The sequence below is a fragment of the Sedimenticola hydrogenitrophicus genome, from assembly GCF_029017505.1.
In the GTDB taxonomy this organism is placed as follows: Bacteria; Pseudomonadota; Gammaproteobacteria; order Chromatiales; family Chromatiaceae; genus Sedimenticola; species Sedimenticola hydrogenitrophicus_A.
Genome location: NZ_JAQGEI010000002.1, coordinates 108,473 through 130,997 on the forward strand (window position 1 = coordinate 108,473; position 22,525 = coordinate 130,997).

31 protein-coding genes are annotated in these 22,525 nt (G+C 59.4%); 21 read left to right on the top strand and 10 right to left on the bottom strand.

The genetic code is table 11. The features are described 5' to 3' along the window. Window positions 1-5 precede the first annotated feature (5 nt). The 6 genes from O9K64_RS01835 to O9K64_RS01860 form a co-directional block, all read right to left on the bottom strand. Entirely contained in the window at window positions 6-596 is a 591-nt protein-coding gene (locus O9K64_RS01835) for a NapC/NirT family cytochrome c (protein WP_275096367.1), read from the bottom strand. A gap of 82 nt (window positions 597-678) precedes the next feature. Continuing rightward, window positions 679-1,401, bottom strand: a complete 723-nt coding sequence (locus tag O9K64_RS01840) for a c-type cytochrome (protein ID WP_275096368.1) — start codon at window positions 1,399-1,401, stop codon at window positions 679-681. Window positions 1,402-1,918: 517 nt separating this feature from the next. Continuing rightward, window positions 1,919-3,403, bottom strand: a complete 1,485-nt coding sequence (locus tag O9K64_RS01845) for a RimK family protein (protein WP_275096369.1) — start codon at window positions 3,401-3,403, stop codon at window positions 1,919-1,921. A 25-nt stretch (window positions 3,404-3,428) separates the two neighbouring features. Next, complete coding sequence (locus tag O9K64_RS01850; RefSeq protein WP_275096370.1) at window positions 3,429-4,550, bottom strand: GNAT family N-acetyltransferase/peptidase C39 family protein; 1,122 nt, start codon at window positions 4,548-4,550, stop codon at window positions 3,429-3,431. Continuing rightward, entirely contained in the window at window positions 4,547-5,335 is a 789-nt protein-coding gene (locus tag O9K64_RS01855) for an RMD1 family protein (protein WP_275096371.1), read from the bottom strand. The genes O9K64_RS01850 and O9K64_RS01855 overlap by 4 nt, the downstream gene beginning before the upstream one ends. Window positions 5,336-5,606: 271 nt before the next feature. After that, window positions 5,607-5,780, bottom strand: a complete 174-nt coding sequence (locus O9K64_RS01860) for a hypothetical protein (protein ID WP_275096372.1) — start codon at window positions 5,778-5,780, stop codon at window positions 5,607-5,609. Window positions 5,781-6,011: 231 nt separating this feature from the next. Here O9K64_RS01860 and O9K64_RS01865 point away from each other — a divergent pair, with 231 nt between their 5' ends. The 6 genes from O9K64_RS01865 (at window position 6,012) to O9K64_RS01890 (ending at window position 10,575) form a co-directional block, all read left to right on the top strand. Continuing rightward, complete coding sequence (locus O9K64_RS01865) at window positions 6,012-7,274, top strand: citrate synthase (protein WP_275096373.1); 1,263 nt, start codon at window positions 6,012-6,014, stop codon at window positions 7,272-7,274. A gap of 496 nt (window positions 7,275-7,770) precedes the next feature. After that, window positions 7,771-8,139: a histidine triad nucleotide-binding protein gene (locus tag O9K64_RS01870; protein ID WP_275096374.1), complete on the top strand. Its 369-nt coding sequence runs from the start codon at window positions 7,771-7,773 to the stop codon at window positions 8,137-8,139. 275 nt (window positions 8,140-8,414) lie between these two features. Next, window positions 8,415-8,624: a hypothetical protein gene (locus O9K64_RS01875; protein WP_275096467.1), complete on the top strand. Its 210-nt coding sequence runs from the start codon at window positions 8,415-8,417 to the stop codon at window positions 8,622-8,624. Window positions 8,625-8,721: 97 nt separating this feature from the next. Further along, a complete protein-coding gene (locus tag O9K64_RS01880) occupies window positions 8,722-9,021 on the top strand; it encodes a DUF1488 domain-containing protein (RefSeq protein WP_260291840.1) in 300 nt (99 codons plus the stop codon). Between the two features lie 232 nt (window positions 9,022-9,253). Next, window positions 9,254-10,222 (top strand): tRNA dihydrouridine(20/20a) synthase DusA, encoded by a 969-nt coding sequence (gene dusA / locus O9K64_RS01885; protein WP_275096375.1) that lies wholly within the window; start codon window positions 9,254-9,256, stop codon window positions 10,220-10,222. Next, window positions 10,216-10,575, top strand: coding sequence for a cupin domain-containing protein (locus O9K64_RS01890; protein WP_275096376.1), 360 nt, complete (start codon window positions 10,216-10,218; stop codon window positions 10,573-10,575). Before dusA ends, O9K64_RS01890 begins: the two co-directional genes overlap by 7 nt. A gap of 13 nt (window positions 10,576-10,588) precedes the next feature. Here the strand turns inward: O9K64_RS01890 and O9K64_RS01895 are convergent, their stop codons facing one another. After that, on the bottom strand, window positions 10,589-12,163 hold the full coding sequence (locus tag O9K64_RS01895; RefSeq protein WP_275096377.1) for an AAA family ATPase: 1,575 nt from the start codon (window positions 12,161-12,163) through the stop codon (window positions 10,589-10,591). A gap of 104 nt (window positions 12,164-12,267) precedes the next feature. Here O9K64_RS01895 and O9K64_RS01900 point away from each other — a divergent pair, with 104 nt between their 5' ends. Further along, window positions 12,268-12,474 carry a YgaP family membrane protein gene (locus O9K64_RS01900; protein WP_275096378.1) on the top strand — a complete coding sequence of 69 codons (207 nt, stop codon included), beginning with the start codon at window positions 12,268-12,270 and terminating at the stop codon, window positions 12,472-12,474. 46 nt (window positions 12,475-12,520) lie between these two features. Here O9K64_RS01900 and rimO read toward each other — a convergent pair whose 3' ends face one another. Then, window positions 12,521-13,840, bottom strand: coding sequence for a 30S ribosomal protein S12 methylthiotransferase RimO (rimO, locus tag O9K64_RS01905; RefSeq protein WP_275096379.1), 1,320 nt, complete (start codon window positions 13,838-13,840; stop codon window positions 12,521-12,523). A 5-nt stretch (window positions 13,841-13,845) separates the two neighbouring features. Continuing rightward, a complete protein-coding gene (locus O9K64_RS01910; protein ID WP_275096380.1) occupies window positions 13,846-14,190 on the bottom strand; it encodes a transcriptional regulator in 345 nt (114 codons plus the stop codon). A 640-nt stretch (window positions 14,191-14,830) separates the two neighbouring features. On the opposite strand from O9K64_RS01910, the gene O9K64_RS01915 reads away from it, so the two are divergent. Continuing rightward, window positions 14,831-14,971 carry a hypothetical protein gene (locus tag O9K64_RS01915; protein ID WP_275096381.1) on the top strand — a complete coding sequence of 47 codons (141 nt, stop codon included), beginning with the start codon at window positions 14,831-14,833 and terminating at the stop codon, window positions 14,969-14,971. A gap of 32 nt (window positions 14,972-15,003) precedes the next feature. On the opposite strand, the gene O9K64_RS01920 is transcribed toward O9K64_RS01915, so the two are convergent. Beyond that, a complete protein-coding gene (locus O9K64_RS01920) occupies window positions 15,004-15,198 on the bottom strand; it encodes a hypothetical protein (RefSeq protein ID WP_275096382.1) in 195 nt (64 codons plus the stop codon). A gap of 178 nt (window positions 15,199-15,376) precedes the next feature. On the opposite strand from O9K64_RS01920, the gene O9K64_RS01925 reads away from it, so the two are divergent. The 13 genes from O9K64_RS01925 to O9K64_RS01985 all read left to right on the top strand — a co-directional run bounded on the left by O9K64_RS01925 (window position 15,377) and on the right by O9K64_RS01985 (window position 22,514). Next, complete coding sequence (locus O9K64_RS01925; protein WP_275096383.1) at window positions 15,377-15,928, top strand: cob(I)yrinic acid a,c-diamide adenosyltransferase; 552 nt, start codon at window positions 15,377-15,379, stop codon at window positions 15,926-15,928. A gap of 79 nt (window positions 15,929-16,007) precedes the next feature. Beyond that, window positions 16,008-16,469, top strand: a complete 462-nt coding sequence (locus O9K64_RS01930; RefSeq protein ID WP_275096384.1) for an FKBP-type peptidyl-prolyl cis-trans isomerase — start codon at window positions 16,008-16,010, stop codon at window positions 16,467-16,469. Between the two features lie 20 nt (window positions 16,470-16,489). Further along, a complete protein-coding gene (ispH, locus tag O9K64_RS01935) occupies window positions 16,490-17,434 on the top strand; it encodes a 4-hydroxy-3-methylbut-2-enyl diphosphate reductase (RefSeq protein WP_275096385.1) in 945 nt (314 codons plus the stop codon). 177 nt (window positions 17,435-17,611) lie between these two features. Then, window positions 17,612-17,857: a type II toxin-antitoxin system Phd/YefM family antitoxin gene (locus O9K64_RS01940; protein ID WP_275096386.1), complete on the top strand. Its 246-nt coding sequence runs from the start codon at window positions 17,612-17,614 to the stop codon at window positions 17,855-17,857. Next, entirely contained in the window at window positions 17,857-18,279 is a 423-nt protein-coding gene (locus O9K64_RS01945; RefSeq protein WP_275096464.1) for a type II toxin-antitoxin system VapC family toxin, read from the top strand. Before O9K64_RS01940 ends, O9K64_RS01945 begins: the two co-directional genes overlap by 1 nt. 74 nt (window positions 18,280-18,353) lie before the next feature. Beyond that, window positions 18,354-18,623 (top strand): type II toxin-antitoxin system ParD family antitoxin, encoded by a 270-nt coding sequence (locus O9K64_RS01950; RefSeq protein WP_275096387.1) that lies wholly within the window; start codon window positions 18,354-18,356, stop codon window positions 18,621-18,623. Beyond that, window positions 18,623-18,952, top strand: a complete 330-nt coding sequence (locus O9K64_RS01955; RefSeq protein WP_275096389.1) for a type II toxin-antitoxin system RelE/ParE family toxin — start codon at window positions 18,623-18,625, stop codon at window positions 18,950-18,952. The genes O9K64_RS01950 and O9K64_RS01955 overlap by 1 nt, the downstream gene beginning before the upstream one ends. Window positions 18,953-19,087: 135 nt before the next feature. After that, on the top strand, window positions 19,088-19,462 hold the full coding sequence (locus O9K64_RS01960; protein WP_275096390.1) for a hypothetical protein: 375 nt from the start codon (window positions 19,088-19,090) through the stop codon (window positions 19,460-19,462). 302 nt (window positions 19,463-19,764) lie between these two features. Continuing rightward, window positions 19,765-20,013, top strand: coding sequence for a type IV pilin protein (locus tag O9K64_RS01965; protein ID WP_420493146.1), 249 nt, complete (start codon window positions 19,765-19,767; stop codon window positions 20,011-20,013). Window positions 20,014-20,015: 2 nt separating this feature from the next. Then, on the top strand, window positions 20,016-20,477 hold the full coding sequence (locus O9K64_RS01970) for a GspH/FimT family pseudopilin (protein WP_275096392.1): 462 nt from the start codon (window positions 20,016-20,018) through the stop codon (window positions 20,475-20,477). Next, the gene (pilV, locus tag O9K64_RS01975) at window positions 20,474-21,007 is read left to right on the top strand and encodes a type IV pilus modification protein PilV (RefSeq protein ID WP_275096393.1); all 534 of its coding nucleotides are present in this window, start codon (window positions 20,474-20,476) and stop codon (window positions 21,005-21,007) included. The genes O9K64_RS01970 and pilV overlap by 4 nt, the downstream gene beginning before the upstream one ends. Window positions 21,008-21,038: 31 nt before the next feature. Continuing rightward, complete coding sequence (locus O9K64_RS01980) at window positions 21,039-22,079, top strand: PilW family protein (RefSeq protein WP_275096394.1); 1,041 nt, start codon at window positions 21,039-21,041, stop codon at window positions 22,077-22,079. Window positions 22,080-22,082: 3 nt separating this feature from the next. Next, complete coding sequence (locus O9K64_RS01985; protein ID WP_275096395.1) at window positions 22,083-22,514, top strand: PilX N-terminal domain-containing pilus assembly protein; 432 nt, start codon at window positions 22,083-22,085, stop codon at window positions 22,512-22,514. Window positions 22,515-22,525 lie beyond the last annotated feature (11 nt).

A 22,525-nucleotide genomic window follows, 5' to 3' on the forward strand; every position in this document is an offset into this window, starting at 1 on the left:
CTTGATCAATCATCACGCGGCGGTAATTGATGGGTAAGCCCACGATGGCAGTCGATACAGGTTTTGCCTTCCTGAATAGCCTCGGGATGGCGTTGCTGGGCCCGTGGCCGCTGATCCGTTATCTGCATGGTGTCGAAGTCATGGCAGTTGCGACACTCACGAGAACCGGTTTCGCGCATACTCGCCCACACCCGCTCGGCGAGTTCGGCGCGATGCTCCTCGAATTTTTCCGGGGTATCAATGGTACCCACGAGCTTATGGTAGATCTCACCGCTCGCCTTTATCTTGCGCCACACCTTGGCGCCCCACGCTTTCGGCACATGGCAATCCGAGCAGATGGCGCGCACACCGGAGGGATTTTTATAATGTGTTGATTGGATATATTCCTGGTAGACGGTCTGCTCCATTTCATGGCAAGAGATGCAGAACTCCAGGGTATTGGTTTTTTCCATACCCCAGTTGAAACCACCCCACAAGAGGATGCCAAACACAGCCCCAAAAATAGCCAACCCTGCGATGGAGAAGCGCTTCGAGGGCTTCCAGAGCGCACGCCATATGCGCCCCAGGCCGGATCGCCCGCTTTCATTTGACGTCATTCAAACTCTCCTTGGTCAAGGCAGAACAGGACCCCGCCGCACGGCATAATATCCGCGCGGCGGACGTCGATCCCGGGATCGATCAGCGGGGTAGCGTCTGCAGGTGAGCGACGATATCGGTCACAATCTGGTGGTCGAGGGCGCGCAACGCAGGCATCGGCTCCTTGGGCTGTCCATTGAGCACCTTCATCATCATCTCCACGCCATTGCCGGCTACAGTGCCGATAGGGTCGGCGTCGGCAACCTTCTTGCCATCAATACCGTGGCAACCGGCGCAGATGGTATCGAAGTAGACCTTGCCCTTGGCTGCGTCACCCTTGGATTTGAGCGAGGGATATTCAATATACTGAGTCATGTCGATTTGCCCATTGGCAACAAAGTTCGCTAGATCCGCGACATCGGCATCGGTCAGCATGGCAGGGGTATAACGATGGGTATCATCACGAATAATGGCAGCGATAGCTGCCGGATCCTTCCCGGCAGCCCCATTCACTCCCTTGATGCCGGTCGCATGCTTCCCCTTGCTGTAGGCACCGTCCTTGCCCTGCATGTCCCAGCCGTGGCACTCCTTGCAGCGCCAGGTGGCATCACCCTTGTAATTTTTCCCGGGATAGGCCGGATGAGTGTCGGCCGGTTTCTCGGCCCCATTTTCGTTCCACCACTTGTCATAAAGACGACCGCCGCGGGCGATGGACGCCTCGTCTGCCAGGGCAGTGGCCATGGTCCCGACCAGGAGTCCCCCGGCAGCGACGACAGAGATACAAAATTTCAGCATGGACGGTGAAAAAATCCTATGTTTGTTCATGGCGAATTCCTTATTTAGGTGAATTTTTATTCTTAATCCAGAAGACAGAGAGATATAACTACTTTTTAGCAAAGTTAGTATGGGTGACAATTCTAAAAAAAACAAACGCCCTTCCCGCCCCACAATCGATAAAGCGGCATGAGCATGAGTCCCGCCAAAATCGAACCACAGGCCCTGAGACCGATTAACACACTGATAGTAAGCTTTATTTCTTAAGCATTTCTTAAGAAAGATGAGCCCGGTGGACCGGGGGCATTAGCAGGGCTATGGGCGGGTGGGTTAGGAGGCGCCTTGCATGGGGGTGGCCGGTTACATTGCACCGTGCGCGCCATAACCCACCCCACGAGACTGTAGCCATATTCGCGTTTATTCGCGTTTATTCGCGTTTATTCGCGTTTATTCGCGTTTATTCGCGTTTATTCGCGTTTATTCGCGTTTATTCGCGGCTTATATTCTTCATGAGCACGACTGAGTTAGATGGGTAATCGGGCAGAACAGGGCGGATACCCGGCACGGATCAGCCACGGCCACCGGTAGCCGGACTCTTGCCCACCTCGATACGCGCCAGGAACTCCGCCATGATCTCGTCATACAGGGTATCACCCAGCACCTGGTCCTCGACCCCGGCCTCGATGCTCGGGTTGTCATTCACCTCGATCACCACCACCCCCTCGCTGGTCTCCTTCAGATCCACGCCGTAGAGGCCGTTGCCGACCAGGTTGGCCGCCTTGAGCGCGGTCGCCACCACCTTTTTCGGCGCCTCGCTCACCGCAAAGGTGCGGAAATCCCCCTCCTTCTCCTGGCTCGCATGGTCATAGATCTGCCAATGATCCTTGGACATGAAGTACTGACAGACATAGAGCGGCTTGCGATTGAGGATGCCGACCCGCCAGTCGAACGGGGTGTAGGTGTAGGCCTGGCCCAGCAGCAGGTCCGAGTCCTTGAACAGGCGCCGCGCGACCTGCTCCAGCTGCTGCCGGTTCTCCACCTTGTACACCCCCAGGGAGAACGAGCCGTCCGGCACCTTGAGCACGATCGGATAGTCCAGCCGCTGCTCCAGTTCATCCAGACCGCCGGCGCGCACCACCACGGTCTCGGGGGTGGAGATGCGATTGGATTTCAACAGTTCCGCCAGATAGATCTTGTTGGTACAGCGCAGGATGGAATCGGGATCGTCGATCACCACCAGCCCCTCCGAGGCGGCCTTGCGGGCGAAGCGGTAGGTATGGTGGTCGATGGCCGTGGTCTCACGGATGAACAGGGCGTCGAATTCACTGAGACGACTGAAATCCCGGGGCGAGATCAGCTCCGCGTCCAGGCCGTACTTTTTTGCCGCGCGGACAAACTTCTTCAGCGCCTTCGGGTCGGATGGCGGCATCGCCTCCCGGGGATTGTGCAGGATGGCCAGGTCGTAGCGGCCCTGGCGTCGCTGGCGCGGTGCCTGCCAGCGCTTGCTGAGGTAGCCCGTAAGCGCCTCGCCGAACGCCTCATCCTGTTCATCACTGAGATCCTGGATGCCCAGCGCGCGGATACCGGTAATGTGCCACTCCCCCTTCTTTTCGAACGCCACCCGCATCAGCGGCGCACGGAACAGCTCGAACAGCTCGCGCCCCAGGGCCTGGAAATCGCGCAGCGGCGAGTTGCCGAACATCATGGTGACACTGAAGGAGGTGGTCTCCACCCCCCTGTGACGGCGTCCCAGGATGCGCTGTACCTGCTTGTCCAGGTCCTCCGTCTCCAGCGAGTAAAGCGACTTGCGGCTCAGGTCACGCAGCGTTCGCACCGAGGGGATCACCTTGTGACCACGCGCCTCGGCCAGCAACGAACAGTAGTAGCCCTCGCCGAGATAGCGCTGGGATCGGCACAGGTTGACAATGCGCAACCCCTTCTTCTGCTGCCACAGCGGGTCGGTCAGGTACTCCGCGGCGGTCACCACCGGGCAGCCCTCGATCGGCTCCTTCCAGTGACTGCGCCTTTCCACCAGGATGAGATGTTCAGCCATGTGTCGTTACCGCTCCGAAGTCAAGTCAGTCATGATAGAGCACCACCATCGCCTGCAGGCCGACCCGCCCATAGCGGGCCATGCTGGCAAATTTGTCCTTGAGGATGGGCATGTGTATGGAGTCGATCAGGGTCTCCCCCTCTTCGCGATCGACAAACGGGTCGTTCACATAGATGAAATTTTCATCCGAGCCGGTCACCACCACCCAGTGCGGCACCCGCGCCTTGTAGATCTGCCAGGAGCTGATCAGCACCAGGGGTATACCGCCACGCCCCAGACACTCCTCGATGGTCTCCACGGTGACCCCGGTACAGTTGATCGGCACCCCCAGTGACTGCAGCTGCTGGTACATATCCTCCTGCACCAGGCGCATCACCTCGCGCTTGTGTTCGCTGCGTACCGAGTCGCCCAGATGGGTACCCTCGTCGCTGACGTAGACATCGATCCCGTAACCACGCTTGACCGCAGCCAGCGCCAGGCCATAGGGGCCACAGCCGCCATGCCCCGATGTCATGAAGATAGTGGTCGCCTCGCGCCACAGACGCAGCTCCAGGGTGCGGGAAAATTCCAGCGGCGGGGTCAACGCCTTCATCGCCATCATCAATGAAGCGGCGCCGCAGGTGAATTCCAGGCTCTGTTCATAGAAGGGGACTTGGGCCAGGTCCGGATGCAGGTCCGGCGCCAGCGATTTCTCCAGGCGCCAGGCATCCATGTGGTCCTGGTAGTAGTCGGGGAACTCGCCCAGGCGGCGATAACCCAGCGACTCGTAGAGGCGCACCGCGTCCCGGTTATCCTTGCGCACCTCCAGCCGCAGATAGGCCCGGTGATGTTCCCAGGCGGCGTTTTCCGCCGCCTTCATCAGGCTGCGCCCGAGCCCCTTGCCGCGCGCCTCGGCGATCACCGCGATCGAGTAGAGCCGGGCCACCGAGGTGGCGCGCGAGTACAGCAGCACCACGTCGCCCTGCAACCGGCCGTTCGCTTCGGCCACCAGGATCGAGGCGTTGCCCTTGGTCAGGAGGTAACGGAACTGGCGTTGCGAGATGCGGTCGCTGTCGAAACAGCGCTGCTCCAGCGCCACCAGGGCGGCCAGGTCTTCGGGCAGCGCCTTGCGTATCCGCACACCGCCGATTGGGGTTGCCTGGTTCATTCGGCATGCCTGAAAAACAGCTCATACAGGGTGAGGACGATTTCCACCACGATCAGGATGACGATATACCACTCCACCCGCAGGGTGCGGCGGTCCTGCAACAGCCCGAGCAGGGTCTCGGCGGTATTGCTGATCAGGTCCAGCTTGCGCTCCAGGGCGATCTGCCGCTCGCCGATCTCGTACTCGTTCTCCAGTCGTTTCCAGATCCGCTCCAGCTCCGGATGGTCCCACAGGATATCGGGCTTCTCGCCGACCTGGGCACGTCCCACCATGCGGTGCTGGATCTGCAGGATCTCGCCTACGTGGCGCAGCAGCTCATTCACCTGGCGGGGCAGACGGCCGCCGGACTGCATGCGTTCCGCCAGCGGTTCGATACGATCGAACGCCCCGGCGGCTCGCTTCTCGTAATCATCCAGCACCAGGCTCTTGGCCAGGATGTCCGCCACCACCTGGAGCAGCGGAAGATCGGCCTCCGGCAGGATCAGCCGCCCCTCCTCCAGCCGTTCGGCGGCATCGGGCACCACCTCGATATCCAGGGATTCCACCGTCAGGCTGTCGTAGGGCTCGATCACAAAATCGCGCAGCCGTTGCAGGAAGGAGGCTTCGGCCAGGGCCGCCACGTTGAACAGCACCACCACGCCAAAGCGGAACAGCACGGCGTAGCCGCCCTCCTCCACCTCGATGGTGGTGGGATCGCGCGACAGGATCTTAACCTGGTGGAGGCGGCGCAGCTCGATCCCCTGCCCGACCAGAAGTGAACGCACTGTGGTGATGGATTGCAGCATGAGGCGGTCCCGGTCAGTACGATTCTTGGCTGTTGCGGCTAGGGGCGCCCCGCCGGCATCAGTCATGGTTTTTCTTTATCCTGGAATGTCACACCGCCCGGAGCCGGTTCAACACTGCCCCCGCTGTTTATTAGAGTGCACCGGGGCGGCTGTGGCAAGGAACATATCCCGCGCCCGGCCAACGCGGTCGGGGGCAGGTTTTCGGCAGAGTCCCAAAGAAACCCCGGGCGAGCACGATGACCGGCAGGGGAACCCCCTTGCCGGGTGATCATCAATCGTCGTCGTGACCGCGCCGTGCCGGTCGGGTACGGTTTCGGTTGTGGCTGCGCGGCCGTTCCTCCTCGGCCAACCGGTCACGATTCCGGCCGTCACGATTGCGCTGAAACGACCGATACCCCGGCTCATCGAACTCATCGACGAACCCCTTCCGCACCCTTCTGCTCACAACAGCGATCTCCTGTCCGGTCAATGATGCCCCGCGGGCATCCGCGGCGCAGAGATTTAAACCAATCCCTGACGCTTGAGAAACAAATTTTTTTTGTCGCGCCGGTGAAAAAGTTTTGTTGTGAAACGCTTCCTGACAGCCCGCTGTGGCCTCAACATAGGCCGATGACGGCAGCGCGTTCCAGCGCGGCCGGCGCCAACCCGATTTACCCCTATTCCCCGGGAGCTACCCATGTCTGACACTGCAAAACTGATCTACAAAGGGGCGGAGTACGAGCTGCCGCTGATCTACGGTACCGAGGGCGATGACGCCATCGATATCCGCAACCTGCGCAACCAGAGCGGCCTGATCACCTTCGATCCCGGCCTGGGGAACACCGGCAGTTGCCAGAGCGAAGTGACCTTTATCGACGGCGAAAAGGGCATCCTCCGCTATCGCGGCATCTCCCTGGATGCACTGGAGCACCACCCCAACTTTGTCGAGGTCGCCCTGATGCTGATCTTTGGCGAACTGCCCAGCAAGGCGCAATACGAACGCTTCAGCACCAGCCTCACCAACAATGCCAACCTGGATGAGGACATGAAGCACCACTTTGCCGGCTTTCCCCGCTCGGCACCACCTATGGCCGTGCTCTCCGCCATGATCTCCACCCTCTCCTGTTTCCACCCCGAATTCCTGGAGCTGGAAGACGCCACCCAGGTGGAGCGGGTGGCGGCGCGGCTGATCAGCAAGGTGCGCACCCTGGCCGCCTATGCCTATCGGCGCTCGCTCGGCCTCCCCTACAACTACCCCGACCCGTCGCTGCCCTATGTGTCCAACTTCCTGCACATGATGTTCTCCGAGCCCTATCGGCAGTACAGCATCGACGATGAAGTGCTGGCGGCCCTGAACATGGTGCTGATCCTGCACGCCGATCATGAACAGAACTGCAGCACCTCCACGGTGCGCATGGTCGGCTCCAGCGGCGCCAACCTGTTCGCCTCCTGCGCGGCCGGGGTCAGCGCCCTCTGGGGACCGCTGCACGGCGGCGCCAACATGGCGGTGATCGAGATGCTGGAGGCGATCCATAACGGCAACATGACCACGGAGGAGTATGTGGCGCTGGCCAAGGACAAGGATAGCCCGGTGCGGCTGATGGGCTTTGGCCACCGGGTCTATCGAAACTTCGACCCGCGCGCCACCATCCTGCGTGAAGTAAGCGAAAAGCTGCTGGAGCGGATGGGCCGGAAGGATCCGCTGTTGAGCATCGCCCGCAAGCTGGAGGAGATCGCCCTCAAGGACAGCTATTTCATCGAGCGCAAACTCTATCCGAACGTGGATTTCTACAGCGGCATCATCCTGCGCGCCATCGGCATCCCGACCAACATGTTTACGGTCATCTTCGCCATCGGCCGACTGCCCGGCTGGATCGCCCACTGGTATGAACAGAAACGCCAGGTCTATACCGGCAACAAGCAGAGCGCCTATACCGTGCGCACCAAACGTGGCTGGTAGGCCGCCGGAATACTGAATGGCCAGTCGTAGGGGCAGGCCCCTGTGCCTGCCCTGGCCGATGGGCGGCCCGTCGATCCGGGCAACCACGGGGGGTTGCCCCTACGCCCGTCCCGGCATTGCCCATCGGACCGGAACATCAGCGCCCGCCGTCGGTGCCCACGGGGCGCCCTATGATTGCAATCACCTCCGGTGCGTTGGTGGACGCCAGAGAGGTAAGGCACAACGGACAAGTTCAAAATGGGCGGGACCCGGGTGAACCACGGATTCACACAGATAAACACGGATTCAAGATTCTGATCTCCTGTCTGTGTGAATCTGTGTCCATTCGTGGTTCCTTACTCACCGCGCTGGGATAACTAAACGGCTATTGAAAGCCATACATAGAATTGCTGCCTGCCCCACATCGCCTTCGCATCCAGGGTAGCGATGGGCTAAACTGCGCAGCAAATAGCGGAGCAGGCGCTCCGCACCACCGCATTGACCCTGGAGGCCAGCCATGTCCTATGATCCCAACAACATCTTTGCCCGGATTCTGCGCGGCGAAATCCCGTGCAACAAAGTATACGAAGACGAATACGCCCTGGCCTTCCACGACATCGCCCCCCAGGCACCGGTGCATGTACTGGTGATCCCCAAGGGCGAGTACATCTCGTTCGATGACTTCTCCCGCACCGCCCCGGTCGAGGCCATGGCCGGTTTCTACCGTGCCGCCCGGCAGGTAACGGAGCTCCTGGGGCTGCAGGCGGACGGCTACCGCATCCTGGCCAATACCGGCGCCGATGCCCACCAGGAGGTGGCGCATTATCACCTGCATATCTTTGCCGGCTGCGACCTCGGCCGGATGATCAAGCCGGGGCTGGTGTGATAAATAAACCCACAATCAGACGCGAATTGGACTATATTAAGCAAGTGGGCAGTCCCTTTTTTGAATAATGGTCCGTCGGCCGGCATGATCGGGTAAAGGATTTACCTTCTGACATCGTCCGCTGCAGAGAAGTCTGATCGCGTAAATCGCGATCCCATCCCGCTCGCCTGATCAATAAATTCCGTATCGTCCATACGCCATGACCGATGCGCAGATGCAAGGAGGTCAACGGCACACCCGCTCCACCGCCCCATGCAATCCGCACTCCTGCCTGGATGAAGGAAGCCGATAACACCTCCGGCTCACGCATTATCATCCATCAGGCGCCACAGCCACTCCACCAGGAAGATATCACCATGAGCAAGGGCCAACACAGCAACAAGGAAGCAAAGAAAAAACCGACTTTGACACTGCAAGAGAAGCGTGCCGCGAAGAAATCCAAAAAAGAGGTCCAGCCTTTTTTGAGCCATGAGCGGGCGCGTTGATTTTATATGCGCGGTCTTTCCGCCCCGGTATGGGCAATTCTCAGCATGCGCTGCCGGCAATTAACGGAGCACATGACATCAGCCATCAGGAGTCAACATGCTACTGACCCGTCATCAAACACCCGTAACAGGAGATACCGTGATCTCGTTCCCCAAGCTTGAATGTTGGAATGCACACACAAAAGTGGCGACTGTCGCCGCGGATGTAAACAAAAAACGGGTGTTGTGCCGGATTCCGCTGGATTTGTTGCGCGACCGATTCGGGGCGTCACTGGAAGAGCCCATGCGCTCCGTCACCAAACACCGACTGACCATCCAGGCGGCAGCGCGTAAGCTGATCGAAAACGAGGAATTTGAAGAAGACGGTTCGGTCTGGATCGGCGCCCAGGATATCTAGTCTACTTCAATACCGCGGCAACGGTGGATGCGCCTACCGGCTTATCCACCCTACGAATGCCACAAGATGCTCGAATGTAGGGGGGATAAGCGACAGCGCATCCACCAATCAGCCAGGCACAGCCCCCGCCCACTGTAGCGAAAAGTCACACACCGGGACCGCCCGGCGCGGATTGGTATCGCCGGCGCAACCGGATACAATCCGGTTTTTTACCAGCCGTTGACCACCGCCGATGATTGACCGCCGCCTCTGCATTGCCCCGATGCTGGACTGGACCGACCGTTACTGTCGCTACTTCCTGCGTCTGATCACCCGCCACGCCCTACTCTATACCGAAATGGTGACCACCGGTGCCCTGCTGCACGGCAACCAGCCGCGCCATCTCGATTTCGATCCCGCCGAACACCCGGTGGCACTGCAACTGGGCGGCAGCGATCCGCACGAGCTGGCGGCCTGTGCCCGCCTGGCCGAACATTGGGGTTATGACGAGGTCAACCTGAACGTCGGCTGCCCCTCCGACCGGGTGCAGTCGGGCCGCTTCGGCGCCTGTCTGATGGCCACCCCCGGGGTGGTCGCCGACGGGGTCGCCGCGATGCGCGCCGCCACCTCCCTGCCGGTCACGGTCAAGCACCGCATCGGCATCGATGAGCTGGACAGCTATGAGCTGCTGGTCGACTTCGTGGCCACCGTGGCCGAGGCCGGCTGCGAGACCTTCATCATTCACGCCCGCAAGGCGTGGCTGAACGGCCTCAGCCCGAAAGAGAATCGAGAGATCCCGCCGCTGCGCTATGACGTGGTGCACCGGATCAAGCACGACTTCCCCCACCTGGAGATCATCATCAACGGCGGCATCGCCGGCCTGGATCAGGCCGCGGCGCAACTGCAACAGGTGGATGGGGTGATGATCGGGCGCGAGGCCTACCAGAACCCCTGGATCTTGGCCGAGGCCGATCGCCGGCTCTACGGCGACGACCACCCGGTCCCCAGTCGCCATGAGATCATCGAGCGGCTGATGCCGTTCGCCGAGCAGGTCCATGCCGAGGGGGCGCCGGTCAACCGCATCAGTCGGCATATCCTGGGGCTGTTCCAGGGCCAGCCACGGGCTCGGGCCTGGCGTCGGCACATCAGTGAGAACGCCCACCGGGACGGCGCCACCCCCGAGGTGATTAGGGAAGCGGCGCGCCGGGTGCCGGCATGCTGAAAAGCGCAAAACAGCGTATTCCGCCCTATCAAACGAAGGACGGCTCCTGGATTCGCGAGCTGCTGCACCCGGACCATCACGCGGCGAGAAACCAGAGCCTGGCGGAGGCCGGCGTTCCGCCCGGAGTGACCACTCACCTGCACCGGCACCGGTTATCGGAAGAGATCTACCACATCACCCAGGGCAGCGGGGTGATGCGCCTGGGCGCGGAGGAGTTCCCGGTCCAGCCCGGGGACAGCATCCTGATCCCGCCCGGTACACCGCACGCCATCCGCAACAGCGGGGAGGCCGAACTGCTGATCCTCTGCTGCTGCGCGCCGCCCTACCGGCACGAGGACACCGAACTGCTGTAGACGGCCTGTGCCTTTACGAAGCGTCAGGCCACTTCAGCCGTGCCAGTATCTCATCCATGGGTAAGTGGTCACTCTCCACCGCCACCACGGATTTCAGCTCATCCGCCGTCAGGGGTTCCGCCGTGGCGAGTTGCCGTTCCAGCACCACAAGGGTCGCCTCCGAGGGGTCGCCACCGTGCTGTCGGCGTTGCTCAATGCGCTGGCGCAGCAGCGCCTCCGGTAGCCGAAAGTCGAGCATCAGAAAGGGGATGCCCAGCTCCTCGGCCTGCCGCCTGAAGTGTTGCCGATCCGTCCGGCGCAGGAAGGTGGCATCCACTATCGCCACCAGTCCCGCCGCTATGATCACACCAGCCAGCTTCCGCAGCCGCTGGTAGGTGCGCGTCGACAGATCCGCCGTGTAGATCCCGCCACCCAGCGCTGAACCGCTCGACCCGACGGCCGCGATACCCGCCAGCCGACGGCGCTCCAGATCCGAGCGGAGCCGGACCGCCGGGAACTGTTCGACGCAGGCCAGGGTCTGGGTGCTCTTGCCGGAGCCGGAGAGCCCGTGGGTGATGATCAGGCCCGGGTGTGCGGGCGCGGTGTAGCGCAGAGCCAGCTGCAGGTAGCTGTTGAACCAGGCTGCCAGCCGCCCCTGTTCATCGCTCGTGATGTCCGCCTGGGCCAGGCGGATCGCCGTCACCTTGGCCCGCACCATGGCGCGGTAGACCTGGTAGAAGCGCAGCAGCGGCAGCGCGGCATAGTCCCCGCTCAGCTCCAGGTAGCGGTTAAGCAGCCGTCGCGCGTACCCGTCCAGCCCCTTTTCATCCAGATCCATCAGCAGGAACGCCAACTCGCTGATCACGTCGATCCAGCGCAGCGCCGGATTGAACTCGATGCCGTCGAAGATCAACAGCTCAGCGCCATCCAGGGCGATGTTGCCCAGGTGCAGATCCCCGTGGCACTCGCGGATAAACCCGTCGGCCTTGCGCTGTCGCAACAGCGGCTGCAGCCGCACGGCCTGCGCCTCGGTCCAGCGGGCGATCCGATCCAGCAGGGGCGATACCCGGGGGGCAGCGACCAGCGGACGAATCTGGGCGAAATTCTCGCGCATGGGAAGGATCACCACCTCGGGACCACCGAATGGCGCCGAGCCGTCCGCCACCGCGATCCCGGCATGGAACGCCGCCAGGCGCTCGGCCAGATCATCCACCCGCGATGGCGAGACCAGTTCCAAGTGTTCGGACAGCAGACCCTCCGAGTCGAAGCGGCGCATGCGCACGGCATACTCGATGGCCGGGCCCGCGTCGAAGGGTCGGGGGGCGTCCGGCGAGCCGCCGATCGGGATCACATCGAGGTAGACATCCGGCGCTAGGCGGCCGTTGAGGCGGATCTCCTCCGCACAGAAATGCCGCCGCCGCTCCAGGGTGGAGAAGTCGAGAAAACCGAGATCCAGCGGCTTCTTGATCTTGTAGGCGTGTTCACCCACCAGCAGCACGCTGGAGATATGGGTCTCGATCACCCGGTCTGGCCCGACGCCGTCAGGCCAGCATGCCGGTTGCCGCAACCGCTCGATCAGCCGTGCATGACGCTCTCCGGATGGGCTCAAGCACCTCGTATCCATTTCTGAATTGACATAATATTAGTATATGCTAATGTACTGTAGTTTTTAGGGTAATGATCGCCCTTCGATCCAACAGTATGAGGTATAGCATGACCATCGACCGTATGATTCTCGCCTTCGCCGGCTTTTTCATCCTGCTCAGCCTGGCACTCGGCTGGGAACGGAGCCCGATCTTCCACAACACCCACTGGCACTGGTTTACCGCCTTCGTCGGGTTGAACCTGTTTCAGTCGGCCTTCACCGGGTTCTGCCCGTTAGCCAGCATCCTCAAGCTGCTGGGGGTAAAAAACGCCTGATTGCCGGGCTTCGGCCACCCGGCGCTTCCAGGTGGCCACTCCGGACTTACAGCACCGGCTCGGCGTACAGATCGTGGGCATCCGAGCCGGTGATCTTCACCTCGACAAAGTCACCCGGCTCCAGGTCCCAGCCCCCGCCGATCAGCACATTGCCGTCGATCTCCGGGGCATCCGCCGAACTGCGGGCGATCACCGCCTCCTCGGTCACTCCATCCACCAGCACGATCATCTGCCGGCCGACCTTCTCGGCCAGACGGTCGCGGCTGATCTGCTCCTGTACCGCCATGAACCGCTCCAGGCGCTCCTGCTTCAGCGACTCCGGCACCGGGTCCGGCAGGGCGTTGGCCGTGGCACCCTCCACGGGGGAATAGGTAAAGCAGCCGACCCGGTCCAACCGCGCCTCCTGCAGAAACCCCAGCAGCTCATCGAATGATGCCTCGGTCTCCCCAGGGAACCCGACGATAAAGGTGCTGCGCAGGGTCAGGTCGGGACAGATCTGGCGCCAGCGGTGGATTCGCTCCAGCACCTTCTCACTGGCCGCCGGGCGTTGCATGGCCTTGAGGATAGCGCGATTGGCGTGCTGCAGCGGCATATCCAGATAGGGCAGGATGAGGCCCTCCGCCATCAGCGGGATCAGGTCGTCCACGCTGGGGTAGGGGTAGACATAGTGCAGGCGGGTCCAGGCCGGCAGATCCCCCAGGGCCGTCGCCAGCTCCTTCAGCCGCGTCTTCAGCACCTTGCCGCCGACCAGATCGCTACGGTATTTGAGATCCACCCCGTAGGCGCTGGTGTCCTGTGACACCACCAGCAGTTCGCGCACCCCGGCAGTGACCAGATTCTCCGCCTCGCTGATCACCTCCCCCACCGGCCGGCTCACCAGGTCGCCGCGCAACTGCGGAATGATGCAGAAGCTGCAGCGGTGATTGCAGCCCTCGGAGATCTTCAGGTAGGCATAGTGACGCGGTGTCAGCTTGACCCCCTGGGGCGGAACCAGGCTGACGTAGGGATCATGGGGCGCTGGCAGGTGGGCATGCACCGCCGCCATCACCGCCTCGTAGGCGTGCGGACCGGTCACCGCCAGCACACCCGGGTGTACCGCGCGCACCGCGTCCTCCTTGACCCCGAGACAGCCGGTGACGATCACCCGGCCATTCTCGCTCAGCGCCTCGCCGATAGTCTCCAACGACTCTTCCACCGCCGCGTCGATAAAGCCGCAGGTGTTGACCACCACCAGATCGGCCCCCTCGTAGTTGTAGGCGATGGCGTACCCCTCGGCCCGGAGCTGGGTCAGGATACGCTCGGAGTCGACCAGATTCTTGGGGCAGCCGAGGCTGACAAAACCGATTTGGGGTGACGGGCTGTTCATGGCAATCAGTTGAGTTTCGGGGCCAGCAGGTCGGTCAGGGCGACCGCCTGGGACTCCTGGCGGATCTGCAGCACGATGCGCTCCTCCAGGGCCAGATCGCCACTGACGATATGGGGCAGCAGCTGGTCGGCAAACTGATAGATGATTGCCATGCCGGCCCGGTTCCGCTCATCGACGGCATCCTCCGACTCGATATGCCGGGACAGCAGCTGCATATAGTCCCGAAACTGTCGCCCCTGCTCGTCCAGGGTCAGCGCCTGGAACTCCGGGGTAAACAGGATCACCAGCACCTTGCCCTGACCGTCCGCCGGATCGGAAATAGTGATATTCATTGGCCCTTCGATCAGCATCTTTTGCTCCTCGCTGCGATTCGGTTCTGCTCCGCCCGGCTGTTCAGCGGCGGTTGGCGGACAATTCTACCCCATCAGGCCGCTGATAATAGCCTTTCGGGGAGTACGGAGTTGCAGTTGGTGTTTTTCCAAGGCCCGGCACCATTGGACTATGCAACGGCCGTGGGGGAAGAATGCCGCATATAAACCAGTTTTGTAGGGTGGATAAGCCGGTAGGCGCATCCACCATTGCTGCGGTGGATGCGCTGTGGCTTATCCACCCTACAAACTCAGCTATTCGGGCTTTGTGAAACCTGATTATCAATGAACTTCAGCTACGCGTGTCTGAGCGGACCATCAGCACCCGTCATTCCCGCTGCCTCCGTCATTCCCGCGAAGGCGGGAATCCAGGGTTTGCGGGCACCTCGGGTTGCGGCTGGATTCCCGCTTCCGCGGGAATGACGGAACTTGGCTGACCTTTCTTTCTAATCAGGTTGTGAAATGAACTCCGACACTTGGATTGATAAATATAACTTATCGATAAATAAGTTATTATGCGGGTAATTCTCCCCACAATGTATGAGAGGATATTTCGCCACGGCGAGCCTGATGCCACCACAAAACGGGGCCCGGCGCCTAGGCAGTTGACGAGGTATACCGATTGAAAAATTGCAAGTTGTGTGGTTTCAGTAAAGCGTGTAACAGCCTTCCGGGCATCTGTATCATCCTTCAATACGCCAGTATCGCGGTCCTGCTCGGCGTTCTCGGCTATCTCTTCGTCACCCAGGAACTGCTCTCCTGAGCGCACCGAGCGCGGCCTCCCGCTTTTTCGCGTTATACAGCGGCCGGCATGGGTCCGGGGGCGCTGAACCACAGCGCTCGACGGGGCTGGACGAGGGCGGTCTCATGCACCCGCTGCAGCAAAGTCTCCTTTTCCGCCGCCAGTACCAGGAGCGCCTCTTCCACGCTTAACTCCTTGACCTCGTAGAGAGGGAGATGGTCGATACTGCTGTTTTCTTTTAAAAACATCGCATTATCACATTATTATGAGTTATTGGACGAACTATAGTATAAACCATATTCAGGGTTTGGCAATAGCTTAAATCCTGCGCGTCGCGAACACAACCTATTTAGCGAATCCGCGATCCAAAGACGCCCCGCCACTCTCTTGCTATAATCTGGCCTTTTCCCACGGCAGACTCGCGTTATGGGCTACAGACTCTCCAAGATTTACACCCGCACCGGCGACAAGGGCACCACCGGGCTGGGCGATGGCCGCCGGGTGGACAAGGACAGTGCCCGTATCGAGGCGATCGGCACCATTGACGAGCTGAACTGCCTGATCGGCATCCTGATTACCCAAAACCCGCCGGAGGAGATTGCCCAGCTGCTGACCGGAATCCAGCATCGCCTGTTCGACCTGGGCGGTGAGCTGGCCATGCCCGGTTACAGCGTATTGGGCGACCCGTCGGTCACCGATCTCGAACAGCACCTGGACCGACTGAACGCGGAGCTCCCGCCATTGCAGGAGTTCATCCTCCCCGCCGGCAACCCGCTGGCGGCCAGCTGCCACCACGCCCGGGCGGTCTGCCGGCGTGGCGAACGGCGCCTGACCCAGCTCGCCCGGGACGACAATGAACAGGTCAACCGCACCAGCCTCAAGTACCTCAACCGCCTGTCGGACCTGCTGTTCGTCATCGCCCGCGTCCTGGCAAGGCAGAATGGCGGGGAAGAGGTATACTGGCGCAAGGGGGTTTAGGGCCGCGCCACTGACCCTGACCCTAACCCTGACCGACCGATGCACTCAATGACACGCCAACCAAAACGGAATCACCACCTTGTCTGACCAAATCCGGGAAATCACCCCCAGGGAAATCACCCATAGCGGCGAAGTGACCCTGCACTTCGCCATTGCCCTCTGCGACGGCACCGTGATCACCACCACCTTCGAAGGCGAGCCGGTCACCCTCACCCTGGGCAGCGGCGACCTGACGGAAAACCTCGAAAAGACCCTCTACGGCCTGAAGCCGGGGGAGAAGCAGTCGCTGATCCTGGAGGCGGATAACGCCTTTGGACCGCGCGACGAGGCAAAGGCCTACTTCATGCCGCGCAGCTCCTTCCCGCCGGAGATGGAACTGGAGCCGGAACTGGTCATCAGCTTCGCCACACCCGCCGGTGATGAACTGGCCGGTATCGTCCAGGAGCTGGACGAGGCGCAGGTAAAGGTCGATTTCAACCATCCGCTGGCCGGTCACGACATCGTCTTTACCGTCGAGATCATCAGCGTCAACCACCCGTAAAGGCCCTGCCGGACAACCGCATGGAAATACTGCTCGCCAATCCCCGTGGTTTCTGCGCCGGGGTCGACCGCGCCATCGAGATCGTGGAACGGGCCCTGCAGATTTTCGGTGCCCCGATCTACGTGCGCCATGAAGTGGTGCACAACCGCTACGTGGTGGACAGCCTGAAACGCGCCGGCGCCATCTTCGTCGATGAGCTGGACGAGATTCCCGAGGACAGCACCGTGATCTTCAGCGCCCACGGCGTCGCCCAGGCGGTCAGGGAAGAGGCGGAGCGGCGCCAGCTGCAGGTGTTCGACGCCACCTGCCCGCTGGTCACCAAGGTGCACCTCGAGGTGGCCCGGCACAGCCGCAACGGCCACGAGGTGGTCCTGATCGGCCACCGCGGTCACCCGGAAGTGGAGGGCACCATGGGACAGTACAGCACCCAGGGTGACCGGGGCGGCATCTACCTGGTGGTCACCGCCGATGACGTGGCGGAGCTGCGGATCAAGAACCCCAACAACCTCGCCTTCGTCACCCAGACCACCCTCTCCATGGACGACACCGCCAAGGTGATCGAGGCCCTGAAGGCGCGTTTCCCGAGGATCCAGGGACCAAAACAGAACGACATCTGCTATGCCACCCAGAACCGCCAGGACGCGGTCAAGGAGCTGGCCAAGCAGTGCGACCTGGTGCTGGTGGTCGGCTCACCCAACAGCTCCAACTCCAACCGGCTACGGGAACTGGCCCTGCAGTCCGACACCCCCGCCTACCTGATCGACCGGGCCGATGACATCGACCCGGCCTGGCTGGACGGCGTCAGCATGGTCGGCCTCACCGCCGGCGCTTCCGCTCCCGACCTGCTGGTCAACGAGGTGATCGAGAAACTCCAGGAACGCGGCGCGACCTCGGTCCGGACCCTGAGCGGGCAGGAAGAGCATGTGACGTTTTCTTTGCCGCGAGCGTTGCAGCGGCCTGCCTAACCCAGCAACACAACGAATATCGATATGCCCGAATGGCACCGCTGAATCACCTGGTCGAGTGAGAGGCGGGTTGAGAATGTTATTCCTTCATCTGTATATCTAATGAGGCGCAAGCCTTGTAGCTGCACGCCCCGATAAGTTACACTTGCTAGTGTAACCAAGACCAAGGGCTAAACGATGGAAGCGACCACAAAGGATCTCCGCCTGCATACTCGGGAACTTATTTCAGCTACAGACAGGGGCGAGCAGGTCATCATAACCTATCGGGGCAAGCCTCGTGCCAAGCTCGTGCCTTTTGTCGCGGAAGGAGCTGAGGCACGTGGTGAACATAATCCCGCCTTCGGCATCTGGTCTGACCGGAAGGATGATTTATCCGTCGACGAGCAGGCGCGGCAGTTGAGAACGCCCAGGCGCTTTGAATGATGTTAGTTGATACGGACGTTCTGATCTGGAATCTCCGGGGCAATGCGTATGCCGCGGACATGCTGGATGGAGCGGATGGATTTACGATTTCAGCGGTCACCTACATGGAACTGGTGCAGGGTGTAAGAAACAAGAGCGAATTACTGGCATTGCGGCGGGCAATACGTTTCTGGGGGGCTAAAATCCAGTCGATTGATACCGACATTTCTGCTCGCGCCATGTATCTGGTGGAGAGTTACTCATTGAGTCATGGCATGCAGATGGCTGATGCGTTGATAGCCTCTACCGCATTGTCGATTGGTATCCCTCTGCTGACGGCCAATGATAAGCACTATCGTCATGTCGATGACCTGGAGATCATGATCTTTCGACCTGAGGGGCGATCTACCGACTTACAACCCTGCATCTACTTGACAAGCTAAGGGCTCGCGTGATCTCACTTGCTCAACACATGGACATTGGCATAAACTGCCAATATTAGAGATTGGAGGTGGAGATGCCTACCCGAAACGTTGTGTTGACCGATCATCAGGCTGTGCTGCTGGAACGGCTGGTGGCCTCCGGACGTTACCAGAACGCCAGTGAAGTCTTGCGAGAGGGCTTGCGTCTGCTTGAGCAGCGCGATCAGGAAGATCAGATCCGGTTGCAGGCACTGAAGGATGCCGTTGCATTGGGTGTGAACGATATTGACAGTGGGCGGTACGTCACGCTGGGCTCCAATGAGGATATTAGTTCTTATTTGGCCAATTTGCGTCAGCGCACCTAATGGTGGATTGGTCGTTACGCCTGTCAGAACAGGCTGATCGTGATATTGCGAGTATTCTGGCTTGGACGGATGAACAATTCGGCTCGGCACAGGCTGATACCTACACGGAAACGATCCATCTGGCGTTAGCAGCGCTCTTGGCCGGCCCGGATCTCCCCGGCAGTAAGATTCGTGATGATATTTCCTCCGGCATCCGCCTCCTTCATATTGCCCGCCATGGACGCAAGGGGCGACACTTTCTGGTATATCGTAGCCATGAACCCCTGGTGATTGATGTCTTGCGCGTTCTCCACGACAGCATGGATCTGCCCAAGCATATAGGGAGGTAGGGGTCAGCGCAGGAAAAAGCAGCAGAGACCAATAGAGTCGGAGAGCAAGCCGGTTTCTTACTGACGGTGGCAGCCTGATTCCTCACGCACCCGTAAAAACCCGACACTTCACCGTTTTAGGTCGGCTGTCTCCTTTTGTCCACCCAGTATAACCGCCAGGACGCGGTCAAGGAGCTGGCCAGGCCGGCAGTGCGACCTGGTGCTGGTGGTCGGCTCACCCAACAACTCCAACCGACTGCGGGAACTGGCCTGCAGTCCGACACCCCCGCCTACCTGATCGACCGGGCGGAAGACATCGACACCACCCGGCTGGACGGCATCCGGATGGTCGGCCTCACCGCCGGCGCTTCCGCCCCCGGCCTGCCGGTCAACGAGGTGATCGAAAAACTCAAGGAACGCGGCGCCACTTCGGCCCGGACCCTGAGCGGGCGCGAGGAGAATGTGACCTTTTCGCTGTCCAAGAGCCGGCAAATTATAACGCCCTTTGAACGACCGCCCCCCAGAAATTAGGCTGACCGGCGTTTCGGATCCAATATCACTTACAGATTCATACCAAAAATCCGAAAATACATACCGCCTGTTCTAGTAACGCTATTCAAGTTAAAGCTTGTCTGCTATTCATCATCACGGTGGATGCAAAAGCATCGATGAAGTAAATTTTCACTCCTTTAGGGATTATTATGAGAAACAGGGGATTCACTCTAATTGAGTTAATGATAGTTGTAGCTATAGTTGGCATTCTAGCCGCCATAGCCTACCCCTCCTACACAAATTATGTCCTACGGGTAAATCGCTCTGAAACGCAGCAATTTATGCTGGAAATTGCCAATGCGGAAGAACAATACATACTGGATACCAGACAATACGGAACATTAGCACAACTTGGCCTCTCCGTACCCTCGGAGGTCGCCGAGAATTATACGGTAACAGTAGCAGCTGATAACGCAGCAACCCCTCCAACCTACACCATTACTGGCACAGCCATTGGCGGACAAGTGAGTGACGGCGATATATCCCTCTTGAGCGATGGTACAAAAACTCCTGCAGACAAGTGGCAATAACAATGGCATTACGTACAGTTGGATTCACCCTAATAGAACTTCTCATCACCTTGGTGATACTGGTGATACTGGCAACAATCGGGATACCATCCTTCACCGATTTCATTCGGAATCAGAATGCAAAGCGTGGCGCCCACGAGGTAATGGCCGCCCTTGCCTATACGCGCAGCGAGGCAATTAAACGCAACACCAGCGTTACCATTACCGCCAATAATGCGCCCAACTGGGAAGAAGGCTGGTCGATCACGTCGGGCGGCGATACACTCCGGATCATGAATGCCCTGGATGGCCTGGATATCAGCGGCCCGAACGCAGCCATCACTTTTACCAGCAATGGAAGGGCCGCCAACCTCACTTTCGAGGTATGCAATACCGATAAAAGCCAACAAGTAAAAAAACGAACTGTCACGCTCGATTCTTCGGGAAGAGCTGAAAACGAAATCGATGGTGATTGCTCAACATGAATAATTGCATACGAAAACAATCCAGCAAGGGGTTCGGACTTCTCGAAGTCTTAATCACTGTTCTGTTATTTGCCGTAGGATTACTGGGACTTGCGTCGCTACAGGTCAAGGCACAAAAGGCCGAGCTGGAATCATTGCAGCGCGCCCAGGCCCTACTCCTAGTAAACAGCATGGTCAGCCGCATGAATAACAACCGTGCAGCAAGGGATTGTTATCCCGATCAGGCCGCTGAAATTGGGGTGGATAGTGATCCCAGTTCTGGATGCCATACTGTTGCGGATCGCGACCTAAGTGAATGGGATGACATGCTCGAGGGGGCGGCGGAAAACCTCTCAGGAACCAATGTCGGGGGCCTGGTTGGCGCTCGGGGCTGTATCGTAGGCAACAACAATGTCTACACCATCAGTGTTGCTTGGCAAGGTCTCTCTGAAACCTCGGCGCCTGCCAATACCTGCGCCCAAAACAAGTATGGTAACGACGCACAACGACGTGTCGTTAGCCAAGTGATTCGCTTTGCGACCTTGAACTAGACGGTGACACTGAACACTGGAACAACACGATATGCATAAATCAAAAGACTCACAGTCAGGGTTATCTTTGATCGAATTGATGATCGCCATGCTTCTGGCGCTGATTCTGACTGCTGCGATAATTCAAGTATTCAGCCAGATGAATAACGGATTTGTCGAGCTTATGAAAAGCAGCCGACAGCTAGAAAACGGCCGCTATGCCATGACGATAGTAAATGAAGATTTACGTCATGCAGGTTTCTACGGTGAGGCGTACGAATTGCCGTCACTTCCACTTGCCGCACCCAATCCTTGTAGTACCAGCCTTAGCAATCTGGAAGATGCGCTACCCGTCCCTGTCCAAGCATTTGATGATAGTGAGGTGTTACCTGTAGCTTGGGACTGCTTTTCTAATCGCAAAGCCGGAACCGATATACTCATCATCCGACGCGCAGCAACAGCCACTATAGACAGAGGCGACCTGGATACTGACCCAGGTAACGCCTACCTGCAGACCCGAGGATCATCGCTAAAATTTGCCGAGTCTGCAGCAGATGACGCAACAAACGAAACCAACTTTGACCTTGTGAAAAAAGACGGCACAACCCCGGCCAACATCCGAAAGTATATTGTGCACGCGTACTACATAGCCAGTTGCCGTGATTGCGGTGCTGGTGACGGCATCCCTACTTTGCGACGACTCGAGCTCTCAGGAGTCGACGCCGCCATGCAGAATGTTGTCCTAGTAGATGGTATTGAAGATTTCCAGCTGGATATTGGTTTAGATACAAGCGGCGATGGCGATCTCGATGAGCAAGACACCTCCACCCATGAATGGGCGGTGTTGCCCATCGCGACCAATTATACAAATGCTAAGAATCAATGGGAGAATACAATCGCCGTTGGAATAAATCTCATATCCCGCAATCTCAAACTATCCGCCGGATACACCGACAGTAAGACATACCGCCAAGGCCAGGCACAAGGTGCTTCATATGACCCGAGTGGTAGCGATGCAAAGTTCAAGCGACATGCATTTAATTCAGTAACACGGGTCATTAATACAGGAAGTCGCAGAGAGGGAGGCACCTAGACAGTGATTAATCATCCAACTAATGAACGCGGTTTCGTATTGGTGGTTGGCTTGGTAATGCTCACCGTACTGACACTCTTAGCCGTCACCGCCATAAATGACACCACGATCGACCTAAAAATCGTCGGCAACATGCAGGCCCAGATGAGGGTGGAGGAGGCAGTGCAGCAGGGAATTGAGGAGATGATCAGCAGTTCCGCCTCATTTGAAACCCCGGCCAGTGACACCGACACCTATAGCGGACAGTCTGTCACCGTCGCCCAGCCTGTTTGCCTCGGAGAAAAACCTGCTCCTGGCTTCTCTGCACTCTGGTCCATCGCCCCACAGAAGACAGAGTGGGAAGTCTCCGCCACCGCCACTGACAGTGTCACCGGAGCACGGACAACCTTACATCAGGGCGTCAGACTGTTAATGGTAGCTGGCAGTTGCCCCTGAGCTTTCCAGTG

Bases quoted from the DNA above. Each gene is read 5' to 3' on its own strand.
- O9K64_RS01835 (WP_275096367.1), bottom strand. From the start codon at position 596: ATGACGTCAAATGAAAGCGGGCGATCCGGCCTGGGGCGCATATGGCGT.
- O9K64_RS01840 (WP_275096368.1), bottom strand. From the start codon at position 1,401: ATGAACAAACATAGGATTTTTTCACCGTCCATGCTGAAATTTTGTATC.
- O9K64_RS01845 (WP_275096369.1), bottom strand. From the start codon at position 3,403: ATGGCTGAACATCTCATCCTGGTGGAAAGGCGCAGTCACTGGAAGGAG.
- O9K64_RS01850 (WP_275096370.1), bottom strand. From the start codon at position 4,550: ATGAACCAGGCAACCCCAATCGGCGGTGTGCGGATACGCAAGGCGCTG.
- O9K64_RS01855 (WP_275096371.1), bottom strand. From the start codon at position 5,335: ATGCTGCAATCCATCACCACAGTGCGTTCACTTCTGGTCGGGCAGGGG.
- O9K64_RS01865 (WP_275096373.1), top strand. From the start codon at position 6,012: ATGTCTGACACTGCAAAACTGATCTACAAAGGGGCGGAGTACGAGCTG.
- O9K64_RS01870 (WP_275096374.1), top strand. From the start codon at position 7,771: ATGTCCTATGATCCCAACAACATCTTTGCCCGGATTCTGCGCGGCGAA.
- O9K64_RS01875 (WP_275096467.1), top strand. From the start codon at position 8,415: ATGAAGGAAGCCGATAACACCTCCGGCTCACGCATTATCATCCATCAG.
- O9K64_RS01880 (WP_260291840.1), top strand. From the start codon at position 8,722: ATGCTACTGACCCGTCATCAAACACCCGTAACAGGAGATACCGTGATC.
- dusA (WP_275096375.1), top strand. From the start codon at position 9,254: ATGATTGACCGCCGCCTCTGCATTGCCCCGATGCTGGACTGGACCGAC.
- O9K64_RS01890 (WP_275096376.1), top strand. From the start codon at position 10,216: ATGCTGAAAAGCGCAAAACAGCGTATTCCGCCCTATCAAACGAAGGAC.
- O9K64_RS01900 (WP_275096378.1), top strand. From the start codon at position 12,268: ATGACCATCGACCGTATGATTCTCGCCTTCGCCGGCTTTTTCATCCTG.
- rimO (WP_275096379.1), bottom strand. From the start codon at position 13,840: ATGAACAGCCCGTCACCCCAAATCGGTTTTGTCAGCCTCGGCTGCCCC.
- O9K64_RS01910 (WP_275096380.1), bottom strand. From the start codon at position 14,190: ATGCTGATCGAAGGGCCAATGAATATCACTATTTCCGATCCGGCGGAC.
- O9K64_RS01920 (WP_275096382.1), bottom strand. From the start codon at position 15,198: ATGTTTTTAAAAGAAAACAGCAGTATCGACCATCTCCCTCTCTACGAG.
- O9K64_RS01925 (WP_275096383.1), top strand. From the start codon at position 15,377: ATGGGCTACAGACTCTCCAAGATTTACACCCGCACCGGCGACAAGGGC.
- ispH (WP_275096385.1), top strand. From the start codon at position 16,490: ATGGAAATACTGCTCGCCAATCCCCGTGGTTTCTGCGCCGGGGTCGAC.
- O9K64_RS01940 (WP_275096386.1), top strand. From the start codon at position 17,612: ATGGAAGCGACCACAAAGGATCTCCGCCTGCATACTCGGGAACTTATT.
- O9K64_RS01945 (WP_275096464.1), top strand. From the start codon at position 17,857: ATGTTAGTTGATACGGACGTTCTGATCTGGAATCTCCGGGGCAATGCG.
- O9K64_RS01950 (WP_275096387.1), top strand. From the start codon at position 18,354: ATGCCTACCCGAAACGTTGTGTTGACCGATCATCAGGCTGTGCTGCTG.
- O9K64_RS01955 (WP_275096389.1), top strand. From the start codon at position 18,623: ATGGTGGATTGGTCGTTACGCCTGTCAGAACAGGCTGATCGTGATATT.
- O9K64_RS01965 (WP_420493146.1), top strand. From the start codon at position 19,765: ATGCTGGAAATTGCCAATGCGGAAGAACAATACATACTGGATACCAGA.
- O9K64_RS01970 (WP_275096392.1), top strand. From the start codon at position 20,016: ATGGCATTACGTACAGTTGGATTCACCCTAATAGAACTTCTCATCACC.
- pilV (WP_275096393.1), top strand. From the start codon at position 20,474: ATGAATAATTGCATACGAAAACAATCCAGCAAGGGGTTCGGACTTCTC.
- O9K64_RS01980 (WP_275096394.1), top strand. From the start codon at position 21,039: ATGCATAAATCAAAAGACTCACAGTCAGGGTTATCTTTGATCGAATTG.